The sequence below is a fragment of the Vreelandella subglaciescola genome, assembly GCF_900142895.1.
In the GTDB taxonomy this organism is placed as follows: Bacteria; Pseudomonadota; Gammaproteobacteria; order Pseudomonadales; family Halomonadaceae; genus Vreelandella; species Vreelandella subglaciescola.
Window position 1 is genome coordinate 1293558 of record NZ_LT670847.1, and the last position, 14702, is coordinate 1308259.

15 protein-coding genes are annotated in these 14702 nt (G+C 65.2%); 9 read left to right on the forward strand and 6 right to left on the reverse strand.

Annotated features, from left to right (window positions below):
• The first annotated feature begins 3 nt into the window (after positions 1 to 3).
• The 3 genes from B5495_RS06000 to der are packed head-to-tail and all read left to right on the forward strand — an operon-like array spanning position 4 to position 3238.
• A complete protein-coding gene (locus B5495_RS06000; RefSeq protein ID WP_079552138.1) occupies positions 4 to 675 on the forward strand; it encodes a YfgM family protein in 672 nt (223 codons plus the stop codon).
• Positions 672 to 1838 (forward strand): outer membrane protein assembly factor BamB, encoded by a 1167-nt coding sequence (gene bamB / locus B5495_RS06005; protein ID WP_079552140.1) that lies wholly within the window; start codon positions 672 to 674, stop codon positions 1836 to 1838. Before B5495_RS06000 ends, bamB begins: the two co-directional genes overlap by 4 nt.
• Positions 1835 to 3238, forward strand: coding sequence for a ribosome biogenesis GTPase Der (gene der, locus B5495_RS06010; protein WP_079552142.1), 1404 nt, complete (start codon positions 1835 to 1837; stop codon positions 3236 to 3238). Before bamB ends, der begins: the two co-directional genes overlap by 4 nt.
• Positions 3239 to 3267: 29 nt before the next feature.
• Here der and B5495_RS06015 read toward each other — a convergent pair whose 3' ends face one another.
• A complete protein-coding gene (locus tag B5495_RS06015) occupies positions 3268 to 4140 on the reverse strand; it encodes an ATP-binding protein (protein WP_079552143.1) in 873 nt (290 codons plus the stop codon).
• 92 nt (positions 4141 to 4232) lie between these two features.
• Here B5495_RS06015 and B5495_RS06020 point away from each other — a divergent pair, with 92 nt between their 5' ends.
• On the forward strand, positions 4233 to 5045 hold the full coding sequence (locus B5495_RS06020) for a M48 family metallopeptidase (RefSeq protein WP_079552145.1): 813 nt from the start codon (positions 4233 to 4235) through the stop codon (positions 5043 to 5045).
• A gap of 25 nt (positions 5046 to 5070) precedes the next feature.
• A complete protein-coding gene (locus B5495_RS06025) occupies positions 5071 to 5334 on the forward strand; it encodes a hypothetical protein (protein ID WP_079552146.1) in 264 nt (87 codons plus the stop codon).
• Between the two features lie 23 nt (positions 5335 to 5357).
• Here the strand turns inward: B5495_RS06025 and aroE are convergent, their stop codons facing one another.
• The 5 genes from aroE to B5495_RS06050 all read right to left on the reverse strand — a co-directional run bounded on the left by aroE (position 5358) and on the right by B5495_RS06050 (position 10046).
• Positions 5358 to 6182 (reverse strand): shikimate dehydrogenase, encoded by an 825-nt coding sequence (gene aroE, locus B5495_RS06030; RefSeq protein WP_079552148.1) that lies wholly within the window; start codon positions 6180 to 6182, stop codon positions 5358 to 5360.
• Positions 6183 to 6185: 3 nt separating this feature from the next.
• Complete coding sequence (gene hemF / locus B5495_RS06035) at positions 6186 to 7106, reverse strand: oxygen-dependent coproporphyrinogen oxidase (RefSeq protein ID WP_079552150.1); 921 nt, start codon at positions 7104 to 7106, stop codon at positions 6186 to 6188.
• 51 nt (positions 7107 to 7157) lie between these two features.
• A complete protein-coding gene (gene tsaC, locus B5495_RS06040) occupies positions 7158 to 7754 on the reverse strand; it encodes an L-threonylcarbamoyladenylate synthase type 1 TsaC (RefSeq protein ID WP_079552152.1) in 597 nt (198 codons plus the stop codon).
• Positions 7755 to 7823: 69 nt separating this feature from the next.
• Positions 7824 to 8939, reverse strand: coding sequence for a DNA-processing protein DprA (gene dprA / locus B5495_RS06045; protein WP_079552153.1), 1116 nt, complete (start codon positions 8937 to 8939; stop codon positions 7824 to 7826).
• A gap of 48 nt (positions 8940 to 8987) precedes the next feature.
• Positions 8988 to 10046, reverse strand: a complete 1059-nt coding sequence (locus B5495_RS06050; RefSeq protein WP_231897241.1) for a LysM peptidoglycan-binding domain-containing protein — start codon at positions 10044 to 10046, stop codon at positions 8988 to 8990.
• Positions 10047 to 10308: 262 nt separating this feature from the next.
• Here B5495_RS06050 and def point away from each other — a divergent pair, with 262 nt between their 5' ends.
• The 4 genes from def to trkA all read left to right on the forward strand — a co-directional run bounded on the left by def (position 10309) and on the right by trkA (position 14665).
• Positions 10309 to 10821 carry a peptide deformylase gene (gene def / locus B5495_RS06055; RefSeq protein WP_079552157.1) on the forward strand — a complete coding sequence of 171 codons (513 nt, stop codon included), beginning with the start codon at positions 10309 to 10311 and terminating at the stop codon, positions 10819 to 10821.
• 115 nt (positions 10822 to 10936) lie between these two features.
• Positions 10937 to 11941: a methionyl-tRNA formyltransferase gene (gene fmt, locus B5495_RS06060; protein WP_079552159.1), complete on the forward strand. Its 1005-nt coding sequence runs from the start codon at positions 10937 to 10939 to the stop codon at positions 11939 to 11941.
• A complete protein-coding gene (gene rsmB / locus B5495_RS06065; RefSeq protein ID WP_079552160.1) occupies positions 11938 to 13287 on the forward strand; it encodes a 16S rRNA (cytosine(967)-C(5))-methyltransferase RsmB in 1350 nt (449 codons plus the stop codon). Before fmt ends, rsmB begins: the two co-directional genes overlap by 4 nt.
• 4 nt (positions 13288 to 13291) lie before the next feature.
• A complete protein-coding gene (gene trkA / locus B5495_RS06070; protein WP_079552162.1) occupies positions 13292 to 14665 on the forward strand; it encodes a Trk system potassium transporter TrkA in 1374 nt (457 codons plus the stop codon).
• Positions 14666 to 14702: the final 37 nt, after the last annotated feature.

A 14702-nucleotide genomic window follows, 5' to 3' on the forward strand; every position in this document is an offset into this window, starting at 1 on the left:
CCCGTGGCGGAGCTGAAAACCGAAGAAGAACAGATCGACGCGATCAAGCGCTGGTGGAAAGAAAACGGCACCTCACTGGTCGCCGGCGTGGTGCTGGCCGGTGCCGGCATATTTGGCTTCAACGCCTGGCAAGACTATCAGGATGGCCAGGCCGAAGCGGCCTCACTGGGCTACCAGCAGCTGGTGGCGCTGAGCGCCAGCCAGGACGCGGCGGAAAAAACCGATGAGCAGGCGCTGTCCAGCGCCCGCGACACCGCCGACCAGCTGATCGAGAACCACGACGGCTCGCTCTACGCCGAGCTCGCGCTACTGATTGACGCGCGCCTGGCGGTACAGCAGGACGATCTGGAGGGCGCCCGAAAAGCCCTTGAGAAAGCGCTAGAGGACTCGCCCCGGCGCTATGTACAAAGCCTGGCACGGCTGCGTTTGGCACGCCTCGACGTGGCCGCCGGAGACGCCCAGGCAGCGCTTGAGCGGCTGGATGACAGTATTGTCGAGCCGCTCGCCGCCCAGCGCCACAACGTGCGCGGCGACGCCTACTTCGCTCTCGACCAGACAGACGAGGCCCGCGCCGCCTGGCAGCAGGCACAGACGCTGGCCGACGAACAGGATCGCCCCCTTTACGGCGTCACGCTGAAACTTGATGATCTGGGCACCGATGAGGCCACCCTATGATAGCCACCCGTTTTCCCCACACGCTGCGCCTGACGCTGGGCGCCGGCGTGCTGGCCCTGCTTGCCGGCTGTGCGAGCAAGGGCGAACCGCTGTATACGCCCAAAGAACTCACCGACATTGACGCGACCTCAAGCCTCGACACCCGCTGGGATACCGGCATTGGCGACGGGCTGGGCCGGGCGCGCTACCCCATTACGCCGGCGCGTGACGGCGCGCGGCTCTTCGCCGCCGATGCCGAAGGCCTGGTGGTCGCACTGAACGCCAAAAGCGGCGAACGAAACTGGGAAATCGATCTGGAAAGCCCCGTTTCCAGCGGGCTTTCCGCCATCGACGGCCAGGTCTATCTGGGTACCCGCAACGGCGAAGTCGTTGCGCTTGATCAGCAAGACGGCAGCGAACAGTGGCGCGCGCGCGTCTCCAGCGAAGTGCTGGCCGCGCCTCAGGCCAACCGCGAATTGCTGATCGTGCAAAGTACCGACGGCCAGATTACCGCGCTTGACCGCCAGAGTGGCGATGCGCGCTGGACGTACAAAAGCTCGCTGCCCTCGCTCACCCTGCGCGGCACCGGCACGCCCCAGACCATTGATCCCGTCACCTTCGCCGGCTTTGCCAACGGCCGTCTGGTGACGCTGGATAACCGCACCGGTCAGCCACTGTGGCAACAGCAGGTCGCCATTCCCCAGGGGCGCAGCGAAGTCGACCGGCTGGTAGATCTTACCGGTCAGCCGTTGCTGACTCAGGACGGCCGACTCTACGTCACCAGTTATAACGGCCGCCTGCTCGCGCTGGAAGCGACCCGCGGCAAGCTGATGTGGGAACGCGAGCTCTCCAGCCGTCACACGCCGCTCTTGGTGGGCGACTACCTGTTTGTGGTCGCCGATGACAGCCACGTGGTCGCGCTTGATGCTCAGAGCGGCGATCCCCTGTGGCAGAACGACAAGCTGGAAGGCCGCTGGCTGACCGCCCCGGCCTTTGCCGATGGGCGCATTGTGGTCGGCGACTTCGAAGGCTACCTGCATTTACTCGACGCTCGTGACGGCCAGCTGGTAGGACGCACCCGCGTTGACCGCTCAGGTCTCAGCGTCACCCCCGTCACCGAGGGCGGCACGATTCACGTGCTGGCCAACGATGGCACCCTGGAAACTCTGGACGTTTCTCCATGACACCGGTTATCGCCTTAGTCGGCCGCCCCAACGTGGGCAAATCCACCCTGTTCAACCATATGACGCGTTCTCGCGATGCGCTGGTGGCCGATTTTCCCGGCCTCACCCGTGACCGCAAGTACGGCAACGGCATGCTCGGCGGCAAGGCCTATACGGTGATCGACACCGGCGGCATCAACGGTGACGAGCAGGGCATCAACGCCGCCATGGCCGAGCAGTCGCTCGCCGCCATTGACGAGGCTGACATTGTCCTGTTCATGGTTGACGCCCGTGCCGGCCGCAACGTCGCCGATGAAGCCATTGCCAACCACCTGCGGGTCAACCAGAAAAAGACCTGGCTGGTGGTCAACAAGACCGACGGGCTGGAAGAGCATTCGGCCATGGCCGATTTCTGGGCGCTGGGACTGGGTGATCCCCACGCCATTGCCGCCGCCCACGGACGCAACGTGGTCTCGCTGGTCGACCTGGTGCTTGAGCCGTTTCCCGAGCGCGACGAATCGATCCCCGCCGACACCGGCACCAAGGGCGTGCGTATCGGCGTCATTGGCCGGCCCAACGTGGGCAAGTCAACGCTGGTCAACCGCCTGCTCGGCGAAGACCGCGTGGTGGTGTTTGACGAAGCCGGCACCACCCGTGACGCCATCGAGATTCCCTTCGAGCGGCGCGGCAAGCCCTATGTGCTGATCGATACCGCCGGCGTGCGCCGGCGCAAAAACGTGCGCGAGGTGACCGAGAAATTTTCGATCATCAAGGCGCTCGAAGCGATCAAGGAATGTCACGTCGCAGTGATGGTGCTCGACGCCCGCACCGGCCTTGTGGAGCAGGATCTGCACCTGCTCGACTACGTGCTCACCACCGGTCGCGCGCTGGTGTTGGCGATCAACAAGTGGGACGGGCTGGAAAGCGAAGCCAAGGACAAGATGCGCACCGAGATCAAACGCCGGCTGGGCTTTGCCGACTACGCCGAGATGCACTTTATCTCGGCGTTGCACGGCACCGCGGTGGGCGACCTGTATCCGTCGATCGACCGCGCCTTCGAAGCGGCCAACGCGCACTGGTCGACCAACCGGCTGACCACGCTGCTGCAGGATGCCGTCAGCCAGCATGCGCCGCCGATGGTTCACGGGCGGCGGATCAAGCTGCGCATGGCGCACCAGGGCGGCAGCAACCCGCCGATCATCGTGGTTCACGGCAACCAGACCGACTCACTGCCCGAGGCGTACCGCCGCTATCTGACCAACACCTTCCGCAAGGTGCTGAAGGTGCGCGGCACGCCCATGCGCTTCGAGTTTCGTTCGGGGGATAACCCCTACGACAACATGGCCGGCGCCAGCGACAAGGACAAGGCCAAAAAGCGCGAGCTCAACCGCACCAAGGAGGCGCGCAAGGCGCGCCGCTAGCGCCCTGCGTTCAGGCTACCGCTGACGTCTCAGGCGTCAGCGGCGTGCAGCCGTCTTGTACCAATCCACTGATTGGCAAACTGATACGCCACGCGTCCGCTGCGCCCGCCGCGCAGCGTGGCGTAACGCACCGCTTCGGCACGCGCCGAGGCGTCCCAATCGGCCGGCGTACCCAGCTGCGACACCCAGTGGGCGCAGGCCTGCAGATACACGTCCTGATTGAACGGATGAAACCCCAGCCACAGGCCAAAGCGGTCTGACAGCGAAATCTTCTCCTCCACCGCGTCGCCGTGGTGCAGTTCATCGCCCACGAGATGTGAGGCGCGGTTGTCGTCCATGGATTCGGGCAGCAGGTGGCGGCGATTCGAGGTGGCGTACAGCAGCACGTTTTCCGGCGGGCCGGTGAGCGCGCCGTCAAGCACGCTTTTCAGCGCCTTGTAGGCATCGTCGTGGCCTTCAAACGACAAGTCATCGCAGTACACCACAAAGCGATGTGGCACGCGCCTGAGCTCTTCTACCAGCGTGGGCAGGCGGCTCAGGTCGTGGCGGTCGATCTGGATCATGCGCAGCCCGTCGGCGGCCAACGAGTTGAGCAGCGCGCGCATGAGCGACGATTTACCGCTGCCCCGGGCGCCCCATACCAGCGCGTGGTTAGCCGGCAGCCCCTGCAAAAAAGCGCGGGTATTATCCACCAGCGCAAGTTTCTGGCGTTCGATACCCAGAAGATCATCCAGCATTACGCCGTCGCGTACCGGTACCGGCACCAGCCGCCCACCCAGCGGGTGACGCTGCCACAAAGCGGCCACGTGGGTGTCCCAGTCGACCTGCTCGGGCGCCGGCGGCAGCCAGTGCTCAACGCGGTCCAGAAGCTGCGTCAATCGATGCGTCAGCTCGGCATCCATCAAATTTCCTCCGTTGTAGATTATGCTCGCGTTACGCTTATTGCTTGTTATCCTGCGAGTCTGAACCCTCACCTATTGATAAGGAAACGTTTATGCGCTGGTTTCGTCCCCTTGCCGTAACCGCTCTTTGCACCACGATGCTGACGGCGCTTGCCGCCTGCACCACCTCACCGACCGGGCGCTCCCAGCTGTTGCTGATGTCGGACGACCAGCTCAATCAGATGGGCGCTCAGGCGTTTGACCAGTATCAACAGAAGCTGCCCGCCGCCGACGCGTCCAGCCAGCGCTACGTGCAGTGCGTGGCCCAGGCGATCGTGGCCGAACTGCCCGGCGAACAGCGCCAGCAAAACTGGGAAGTGGAAGTGTTCAAGGCCGACGAGCCCAACGCCTTCGCGCTGCCCGGCGGCTACATGGGCGTTAACAGCGGCATGCTAGACGTCGCCGACAACCAGGCCCAGCTGGCAACGGTGCTGGGCCATGAAGTGGGCCACGTGCTGGCCAACCACGCCAACGAACGCGCCTCGACCGAAAGCGCCACCCAGCTGGGCCTGTCGGTGCTGTCCAGCTCTGCCGGAATCGAGGGTGCAGGCGGCGAACAGCTGATGGGGCTTTTGGGCATGGGCGCGCAGTACGGTATCCTGCTGCCCTTTTCCCGCCGTCACGAAAGCGAAGCCGATATGATCGGGCTGCGGCTGATGGCCAAGGCCGGTTTTGACCCGCGTGAAAGCGTCACGCTATGGCAAAACATGCAGCGCGCCGGCGGCGGTGCTCCACCCGCGTGGATGTCGACTCACCCAAGCCAGGGCCAGCGCATCAGCGGGCTTGAAGCCGGCATGCAGCAGGCGCTGAACGACTACCAAAGCGCCCGCAACGCCGGCCGTCAGCCCAACTGCCAGCGCCCCTAGGCCCTGACACTCAACAGAGAACACCATGATACGTTTAGGTTTACTGCTATTGATCCTGCCGCCCCTGCTGCTGCTCGGCCTGTATTTCTGGGAGCTTGCCGACGTGCGCGCCTGCCAGCTTGACGGCGGCCACTGGGACTACGTGGCCAGCGTGTGCCGCGACTCGGCTCAGGACTTTGCGTCGTTTTTCGAACGCGCTCCGTTCATCGTCAACGGCAGCATGATGACCTCGGTGGTCGGCCTGCTGCTGTGCATGATGGGGCTTGTCCAACGGCGGCAACAGGCCTAAAGGGCCGTTCTCAAGGATCGTTCTCAAAGGCTGGTTTCAAGGGCCTGGCGCAGCGTAGCGCGTACGGCGGCGGTATCCGGGCGCACGCTGCGCCACAGAAAGAACGATTCCGCTGCCTGCTCGACCAGCATGCCCAGCCCGTCGATAGGGCTTGCGCCCTGAGTCTTTGCCCAGCGTAAAAATACCGTGGGTTCGGCACCGTACATCATGTCGTAGGCCGTGGCGCCGGGGGCAAAGAGCGTCTCGGGCAGCGGCGGTAAATCGCCGGCCAGGCTCGCGCTTGAGCCGTTGATCACCACGTCAAACGCGCCGCTGATCGCCTCAAAGCCGCCGCCGCTAACGCGTCCGGCATCGCTGAACGCCTCCGCCAGCGCGACGGCCTTTTCAGCGGTGCGGTTGGCGATGAACAGCTCGCCCGGCGCTTCGTCCAACAGCGGCGCCAACACGCCGCGCACCGCGCCGCCGGCGCCCACGACCAGCACCCGCTTACTCTTTAATGCCACGCCGTGGTGGGCCAGATCCCGCGCCAGCCCGACGCCGTCGGTATTGTCGCCGTAGGTGCGCCCGTTGCCGCCCACAATCAGGGTGTTCACCGCCTGCGCGCGCCGCGCACGGTGGCTCAGGGTGGCGCTTAACGCATACGCCTCGCCCTTGAACGGCACGGTGACGTTGGCGCCGCGGCCGCCCTCGTGCACAAAGCGCTGCCAGGCACCGGTGAAATCATCTTTGGGCGCCTCGACGGTGGCGTATTCCAGCGTCTGGCCGGTTTGTTCGGCAAAGGCTGAGTGAATCAGCGGCGACTTTGAGTGCGCCACCGGGTTGCCGAATACGGCGTAGCGGTCTGCCATGGTTTACTCCTTTTCGTCGAGCCAGTCGCGGGGGGTTAAAAACGCCGCCAGCCGCGCCTCGGCGCTTTCCTCTTCGGGCAGGTAGGCGTATTCCCAGCGCGCCAGCGGCGGCATCGACATCAGGATCGACTCGGTGCGCCCGCCGCTTTGCAGGCCGAACAGCGTGCCGCGGTCCCACACCAGATTGAACTCGACGTAGCGCCCGCGGCGGTAAAGCTGAAAATCGCGCTCGCGCTTGCCAAACGGCGTATCCCGGCGGCGCTCGACGATGGGCAGGTAGGCATCCAGAAAGCTGTCGCCGACCGCGCGCTGAAAGGCAAAGCACTCGTCAAAGCCGTCCTGGTTCACGTCGTCGAAGAACAGCCCGCCAACGCCGCGGGTTTCATCGCGGTGCTTGAGGTAGAAATAGTCGTCACACCACGCCTTGTAGCGCGGATAAACGTCCTTGCCGAACGGCTCGCAGGCGGCCTTGGCCACGCGATGCCAGTGGCGCACGTCGTCCAATACCGGATAAAACGGCGTCAGGTCAAAGCCGCCACCGAACCACCACACCGGCGCTTCGCCGGGTTTGTCGGCAATGAAAAAGCGCACGTTGCCGTGGCTGGTGGGCACGTGGGGGTTGTGCGGGTGCAGCACCCAGGACACCCCCACCGCGTGAAAGCTGCGCCCGGCAAGCTCGGGGCGTGCGGCCGTGGCTGACGGCGGCAGCGTGGTGCCGTAAACGTGGGAATAGTTGACGCCGCCTTTCTCGAACACGACGCCGTTTTCAATCACCCGCGAACGGCCGCCGCCGCCTTCTTCGCGCGTCCAGCTGTCTTCCCTGAAGCCGTCTGCATGCCCGTCGGCGCGGGCAAGCCCTGCGCACAGGCGTTCCTGAAGGTCGAGAAGGTAGCGTTTTACGTCATCAAGATGCTCATGCGCCACGGTTGGCTCCTGGGGGGCTAAAACAGAATAAAACGAAGGAAATTCGGGACTTCAGGCGCGCAGCATGCGGCCGCTGGCCAGGTCGCGGATCTGGCTGGGGCGCGTGCGCCCGCCAAGCGGGCCGGCAACGACAGCGCCCAGCTCGGCGCCCGATTGAGTGCCGAAGATAGCGCGCGCCTCGGCCGCACTCATCGCCGGCGGCTCGCCGGCGCGGTTGGCCGAGGTAGACACCAGCGGACCGCCAAACGCCTCGCACAGCGCCTGCATGCCCGGATGGTCGGTGACGCGAAGTGCCACGCAGTCATGATCGCCGCGCACCAGCGCCGGGGCGGTGCCGTTATCCGGCACCAGCCACGTCACCGGTCCCGGCCAGCTGGTTAGCAGCGGCGCATACAACGCATACGGCAGGTCTTTCAGCCACGGCTCAAACTGAGCGATGCTGGCTGCCACCACAATCACGCCCTTGGCCGGATCGCGGGCCTTCATGCGCATCAGCTGCGCCAGGGCGGCATCGCTGTGCGGGTCACAGCTAAGCCCCCACACGGCCTCGGTGGGGCAGGCAATCACCTGGCCATTGCGCAGCGCACGCACGGCGCTAGCCAGCGCGGCGTTGTCATGTTGGGAGAACTCAGGGTCAGCCGTCGGCATGGGGCCTCCTCGCGGCGTCAATCAAGCGGCCACAATCGTAACATAGCCGCGCAGACCACAGGCATAGGGCTAGAGACGCGCCCGACGCACCCAGCCGCCGGGCTGCTGGGCAACGTGCCCGTCAAGTTCGAGCATCAGCAAGCGCTGCTGGCACTCGCCCACGGTCAGGCCGGCCTGCTGCACCAGCGCGTCAATTGGCGTGGGCGTGGCACTCAACGCGGCCAGCAATTCGTCCGCCGGCTCGTCGACTTGCGCGTCCAGCGGCTCTGCCGGCGCGTGGGCGGCCGGCGGCTGACAGGCGGGGTGGTGACCGGCCCACTGAGTCAGCTCGGCGACGATATCATCACTTTCGCACACCAGCGTGGCACCGGTGCGCAGCAGCTGTAACGAGCCCCGCGCCTGTACGTTATGCAAGGAGGCCGGCAGGGCAAACAGCTCGCGCCCCTGCTCAAGGGTCAGCCGGGCGCTGACCAGCGAGCCGCTTTTTTCGGCGGCTTCCACCACCAGCGTGCCCAACGACAAGCCGGTAACGATGCGGTTGCGACGCGGAAAAAAAGCCGGATGCGCCCGGGTGCCGGGCGGGTGTTCCGCCAGCAACAGTCCGCCGGGCGTGCTGCCCAGCCGCTGGTACAGCTCGCGGTGGCGAGCGGGGTAGATGACGTCGATACCGGTGGCAAGAACGGCGATGCTCGCGCCGCCAGCGTCCAGCGCGGCGCGCTGAGCCTCGGCGTCAACGCCCAGTGCCATGCCGCTGGTAATGCAAAAACCGCGTTGGACAAGCTCCCGCGCAAACGCCCGAGCGTTGGCCGCGCCTTCCGCCGTGGGACGACGACTGCCCACCACGGCAAGCCCGGGCCGAGTCAGTGCGTGCAGGTCGCCCTGCGCCCAAAGCACGGCCGGCGGGTCGGGGATCTCGCTCAGCAGCGCGGGGAAATCGGGGTGATCGCGGTGTAAAACCGTGTGTTCGGGGGCTGCCTGCTCCCAGGCAAGGCTTGAGTCGATGGCGGGCGTGAGCGGGCTTCTGGCCGGATGCTCAAGCCACAAACGCAGCGCCGTGGCCGCCTGGCGGGGCAATAGCACCAGCCAGCCTTCCGGCCATTCGGGCGCCTGCGCAACAATTCTGGCCAGCCGCTGGGGCCCAAGCCCCGGCAGCGCAAAGACTGCCAGCCACTCCCTGGCGTTCATGCCTCTCTCCTTGCAGCCGTTATCGCCGCGTTATCACCGTCCCGGCGCTTAGCGCGGCGGGCGTACCGCATCACCGACGGCCAGCGTGTTGGTGGCCTCCATGACGATAGCGTAGCTGATTTTGTCGTAAGGCCGGAACACCACCAGCGTGCCGGCCGTCTCGTCGGGCAGTTTGACCAGTTCTTCGGTGCGCGGATCAACCACCCGCTCGCCCTGCTGATCGATACGCAGCACGTGGCCGGGCTGAAGGCCATCTTCGGTGCCCAGATCAATCGCGATCACCTGCAGGCGGCCGATAAAACGTACGCCGCCGGGCACGCCGACAATATGGCCGGCAACATCATGCTGCGGCACGCGTGGCCTCATATCCTGTGGCTGCAGGCGGGTTTCAAGCGGCAGCAGGATGTCGTTATTGCGCACCTCCTGAGCGGCTTTTTGTACGCTCAGTTTGACCACGTCGCCATCGCGGCTGATCAGCGCAGCCTCGCCGATGCCAATAAGCTCACGGCCCAGCGGTTGGCCGGCGACGTCCTGGTAGCGCTCACCGGGGCGAAAAATGCCCAGCGGCGCGCCTGACGTCAACGCGGCAACATCCGCTGAATCCGCCACGCGGGCAAAAATCGGGTCGCCCGCCCCGCTGATAAGGCGCTTGTTATCCCCGGCAATAACATACGCCAGCTCGTTCAGCGGCTCGGCGTCAGCCACAATGCGATGCTCGCGTAAAAACGCCTCAAGCACGCTCATCGGCAGCGGCGTAATCACCTCGCGGCGCGGCAGCGCACGCATCTCGGGCGAGATTTTTACCACGTTGCGGCCACGCTCAAGGCTGATGCACGGTCGACCATCGCAGTCGCGCAGGGTGAGAACGTCACCGGGGTAAATAAGGTGCGGGTTATCGATCTGCGGATTTTTCCGCCACACGCTGGGCCAACGCCAGGGCGAGTGTAAAAAATGCCCTGAAATATCCCACAGGGTATCGCCGGCTTTGACCGTATAGCGTTGCGGTGCGTCATCGCGTATTCGTACGCCGTCTGCCCCCGCTGTCTGGCTGAAAACCGGGCTTGAAATCGAGCTTAAAAACGAGCATAGAAACAGTATGGCGAACATGCCCGCCGCCATCCGCCCAACACCTCGCCTGCTACGCTGCCTGTCATGTACTGCCATGTACCTGTTCGCCCTGTGATGAGTCGTACACGTTATCTCAACCGCTGAAACGGCTTTTGGCACCTGATCGCGTCTCTGACGTCCGCTGTCGGCATGCCCAGACGAGCATGATATAATGATCGGTAACCAAGCACACAAGCCGGCCCTTCCTTTTACACACGGCTTGGGTGCCTCACGGAATCAGCATAACGGTACAGATAACGCTATGGCTAAACTACCTATATTAACCTTCCCTGACGACCGGTTGCGAAAAACCGCCGCCCCGGTTGAAACGGTTGACGATGAGGTGCGCACGCTGGTCGATAACATGATTGAAACCATGTACGACGCCCGCGGCATCGGCCTTGCGGCCACCCAGGTGGATGTTCATCGCCGCGTGGTGGTGATGGACGTCAGCGAAACCGGCAACGAGCCGCTCGTGCTCATCAACCCGAGCTACGAAGCACTTGGCGATGACAAGGAGCCGCTCTCGGAAGGCTGCCTTTCCATTCCCGAATACTACGCCGAAGTGCCGCGTTACCTGCGCATCAAGCTCAGCGCGCTTGACCGCGAAGGCACGCCCTACGAGCTTGAGGCCGATGACCTGCTCGCGCACTGCATCCAGCACGAGCTCGACCACCTGGAGGGCGTGCTGTTTGTGGACTACCTCTCGCCGCTCAAGCGCGAGCGCGTGCGCAAGAAAATGCAAAAACACTACAAGCCGATGCAGGACGCCTAGCGCGCCGCTGACCGCTTTCAAGGCCGGATTATCCCGCAGCAGCGCCCGGGTTTTCCGGCCTTTCGCCGTTGGGCTATCCTAGTCACCACCTTTTCGTTTCAGGGTTGCGTTGTTCATGTCACCACTGCGCGTTGTTTTCGCCGGCACGCCGGATTTTGCCGCGGCAAGCCTCAAGGCTCTATTACACAGCCATCACGAGGTGGTCGCTGTGTATACCCAGCCCGATCGCCCCGCCGGCCGCGGCCGCAAGTTGACGCCGGGCCCGGTCAAAACGCTGGCGCTTGAGCATTCGCTTGACGTCTTTCAGCCCGCCACGCTAAAAGACGCCGACGCCCAGGCGGCGCTGGCCGCGCTCAACGCCGATGTGCTGGTGGTGGTGGCCTACGGCCTGCTGCTGCCCCAGGCAGTGCTGGATATTCCACGGCTGGGATGCGTCAACGTGCACGCCTCGTTGCTGCCGCGCTGGCGCGGTGCCGCGCCGCTGCAACGCGCGATTGAAGCCCGGGACACCGAATCCGGCGTCGCCATCATGCAGATGGATGCCGGGCTTGATACCGGCGGCGTGCTCAGCGAGGCGCGCGCGCCGATCACCGCGACCACCACCGGCGGCGAACTGCACGACACGCTGGCAGCGCTGGGCGCCGACACGCTCACCGGCACGCTTGACGCGATAGCCGAAGGCCGCGCCCACACCACGCCGCAGCCCGCCAACGGCGCGACCTACGCCGCCAAGCTTTCCAAGGCCGAGGCCGAGCTGGATTTCACCCGTCCCGCCGCCGAGCTTGCCGCCAGGGTGCGCGCCTTCAACCCCTGGCCGGTGGCCTGGTGTACGCTGGGCGAAGAACGCCTGCGGCTGTTTATGGCCAGCGCCGAAGCAGTGAGAGCCAGCGCCGAGGAAGGCCAGCAAGAAGCCGCCCAGCTGCCCGGCACTTTACTCGCGCCGGATAACGACGGCTTGCGCATCGCCTGCGGCGAAGACGGCAATGAGGTACTACACGTGACTCACGCGCAGCTGCCCGGCGGCAAAGCCCTGCCCGTACGCGAACTGTTGAATGCCCGTCAGCCACGCCTGGCCGCCGGTAACCGCCTGGGCCGCCCCAGCGAAGGAACCCCACAATGACCTCGCCCCGCGATACGAAACCCGGCTCGACCGGCCTTGACGTCCGCGCTGCTGCCGCCCGCGCCCTGACGCCAGTGCTCAAGGATCAGGGCTCGCTTGCCGGCCTTGATGAACACAGCGTCATCCCCCGCGACCGCGGCTTGCTCAAGGAGCTGTGCTTTGGCACCTGCCGTCGCCTGCCGCGTCTTGAAGCGCTGGCCGGCGTGCTGCTGCGCCAGCCGTTCAAAAAGCGCGACCAGGACGTACAGGCCTTGCTGCTGCTGGGGATTTATCAGCTGCTGTACATGCGCATTCCCGCCCACGCGGCGGTGGGTGAAACCGCCGGTGCCGCACGGCTGTTGGACAAGGCCTGGGCCACGCGGGTGCTTAACGGCTGCCTGCGCCGCCTACAGCGCGAATCCGCTGCGCTACAGACGCAGGTTGACCGCGACCCCAGCGTCGCGCTGGCCCACCCCGCCTGGCTGTTGAACGCGCTGAAAAAGGCCTGGCCCGACCAGTGGCGGGAGCTGGCGGAAGCCAATAACCAGCCCGGCCCCATGACGCTGCGCGTTAATGCCCGCCACGGCCATCGCGAAGCCTACCTTGCCGCTTTGACCGAGTGCGGTCTGGAAGGCCGGCCATGCCCGCACGCCCCGGATGCCATTACGCTGGAAACCCCCTGCGACGTCACTACCCTGCCCGGCTTCAAGGAAGGCCACGTCAGCGTGCAGGACGAAGCCGCCCAGCTCAGCGCCGTGCTGCTGGGCCCGGTGCTCGCGCCGCGCCCCGGCGCCCGCGTGCTGGATGCCTGCAGCGCTCCCGGCGGCAAGACCGCGCACCTGCTCGAGCAGTTCGACATCGCCATGACCGCGCTGGACAGCGACAGCGGACGGCTGGGGCGGGTCGAAGGCACGCTTGAGCGCCTCGGCCTGCATGCTGAGCTGCACCACGCCGACGCCAGCCAGCGCGGCGACTGGAGCCAGGGCGAGTTCGACGCCATTCTGCTCGACGCGCCCTGCTCGGGAAGCGGCGTTATTCGCCGCCACCCGGATATCAAGCGCCTGCGCCGCCCCTCGGACATCACCAAGCTGGCCGCGCTGCAGGGGCGCATCCTGGACAACCTCTGGCCGCTGCTGGTCGAAGGCGGCACCCTGCTCTACGCCACCTGCTCGGTACTGCCGGAAGAAAACGCCGAGCAGGTCAGTGCCTTTCTCGCACGCACCCCGAACGCTCGCGTCACCACGCCCGACGACGTCGCCTGGGGGCAGGTCAGCGGCGACGGCCGGCAACTGTTCCCGCAGCTTGAAAGCCACGACGGCTTTTTCTATGCGCGGCTAGAGAAGCGCTCGACGACGGACGCCCACTAACGCGATGAAAATCATTATTCTCGGCGCCGGCCAGGTCGGCGGCACGCTGGCGGAACATCTGGCGCGCGAAGAAAACGACATCACCGTGGTGGATACCGACGGCGATCGGCTGCGCGAGCTGCATACCAAGCTGGATATCCGCACTATTACCGGCCCCGGCTCGTACCCGATCACGCTGCGCGAAGCCGGCTGCGAAGACGCCGACATGCTGATCGCGGTGACCAACACCGACGAAATCAACATGATTGCCTGTCAGGTGGCGCACACGCTGTTTCGCACGCCGACCAAAATTGCCCGGGTGCGTACCACCGCCTACCTGACGCGCAAGGGGCTTTTCGCTCACGAGGCGATTCCCATCGACGTGCTGATCAGCCCCGAGCAGGTGGTCACCGACCACGTACGCCGCCTGATCGAACACCCCGGCGCGCTGCAGGTGCTCGAGTTTGCCGGCGGGCTGGTACAGCTGGTGGCGGTCAAGGCCTTCTACGGCGGCCCGCTGGTGGGCCAGGATCTGGCGTTCCTGCGCCGCCACATGCCCAACGTGGATACCCGCGTGGCGGCCATTTACCGCCGCAACCGGCCGATCATCCCGCGTGGCGACACCGTGATCGAAGCCGACGACGAAGTGTTCTTCCTCGCCGCCCGGCGCGATATCCGTGCGGTCATGAGCGAGCTGCGGCGTATCGAGCGCACCTTTCGCCGTATCGTCATTGCCGGCGGCGGCCACATCGGCGAGCGTCTGGCCGAACATCTGGAACACAGCCATCAGGTCAAGATCATCGAGCACAGCCTGAAACGCTGTACCCAGCTGTCCGAACGCCTTGACCGCACCGTGGTGCTGCACGGCAGCGCGACCAGCAAGCGCCTGCTGGAAGAAGAAAACATCGAAGACTGCGATATTTTCTGCGCGCTGACCAACGACGACGAGGTCAACATCATGTCGTCGCTGCTCGCCAAGCGTCTCGGGGCCAAAAAGGTGCTGACCCTGATCAACAACGCCGCCTACGTCGACCTGGTGCAGGGCGGCGAAATCGACATCGCCATCTCGCCCCAGCAGGCCACCATCGGCAGCCTGCTTACCCACGTGCGCCGCGGTGATATCGTCAACGTGCACTCGCTGCGCCGCGGCGCGGCCGAGGCCATCGAGGCCATCGCCCACGGCGACAAGCAGTCGTCCAAGGTGGTCGGGCGCAGCATTAGTGACATCGACCTGCCTCAGGGCACCACCATTGGCGCCATTGTGCGCGGCAAGAAAGTGATGATCGCGCGGAGCGACGTAATGGTAGAGTCAGGCGACCACGTGATTCTGTTCGTCATCGACAAGCGGCGCATCCGCGACGTCGAGCGCCTGTTTCAGGTCGGGCTGAGCTTTTTCTGATATGCCGCACCTCCTGCGCCCACCCTGCGTGACCAAC

Coding starts and splice junctions, on each gene's coding strand:
- bamB (WP_079552140.1), top strand. CDS start 672: ATGATAGCCACCCGTTTTCCCCACACGCTGCGCCTGACGCTGGGCGCC.
- B5495_RS06020 (WP_079552145.1), top strand. CDS start 4,233: ATGCGCTGGTTTCGTCCCCTTGCCGTAACCGCTCTTTGCACCACGATG.
- B5495_RS06015 (WP_079552143.1), bottom strand. CDS start 4,140: ATGGATGCCGAGCTGACGCATCGATTGACGCAGCTTCTGGACCGCGTT.
- fmt (WP_079552159.1), top strand. CDS start 10,937: ATGTCACCACTGCGCGTTGTTTTCGCCGGCACGCCGGATTTTGCCGCG.
- der (WP_079552142.1), top strand. CDS start 1,835: ATGACACCGGTTATCGCCTTAGTCGGCCGCCCCAACGTGGGCAAATCC.
- B5495_RS06025 (WP_079552146.1), top strand. CDS start 5,071: ATGATACGTTTAGGTTTACTGCTATTGATCCTGCCGCCCCTGCTGCTG.
- dprA (WP_079552153.1), bottom strand. CDS start 8,939: ATGAACGCCAGGGAGTGGCTGGCAGTCTTTGCGCTGCCGGGGCTTGGG.
- tsaC (WP_079552152.1), bottom strand. CDS start 7,754: ATGCCGACGGCTGACCCTGAGTTCTCCCAACATGACAACGCCGCGCTG.
- B5495_RS06050 (WP_231897241.1), bottom strand. CDS start 10,046: ATGTTCGCCATACTGTTTCTATGCTCGTTTTTAAGCTCGATTTCAAGC.
- aroE (WP_079552148.1), bottom strand. CDS start 6,182: ATGGCAGACCGCTACGCCGTATTCGGCAACCCGGTGGCGCACTCAAAG.
- rsmB (WP_079552160.1), top strand. CDS start 11,938: ATGACCTCGCCCCGCGATACGAAACCCGGCTCGACCGGCCTTGACGTC.
- def (WP_079552157.1), top strand. CDS start 10,309: ATGGCTAAACTACCTATATTAACCTTCCCTGACGACCGGTTGCGAAAA.
- trkA (WP_079552162.1), top strand. CDS start 13,292: ATGAAAATCATTATTCTCGGCGCCGGCCAGGTCGGCGGCACGCTGGCG.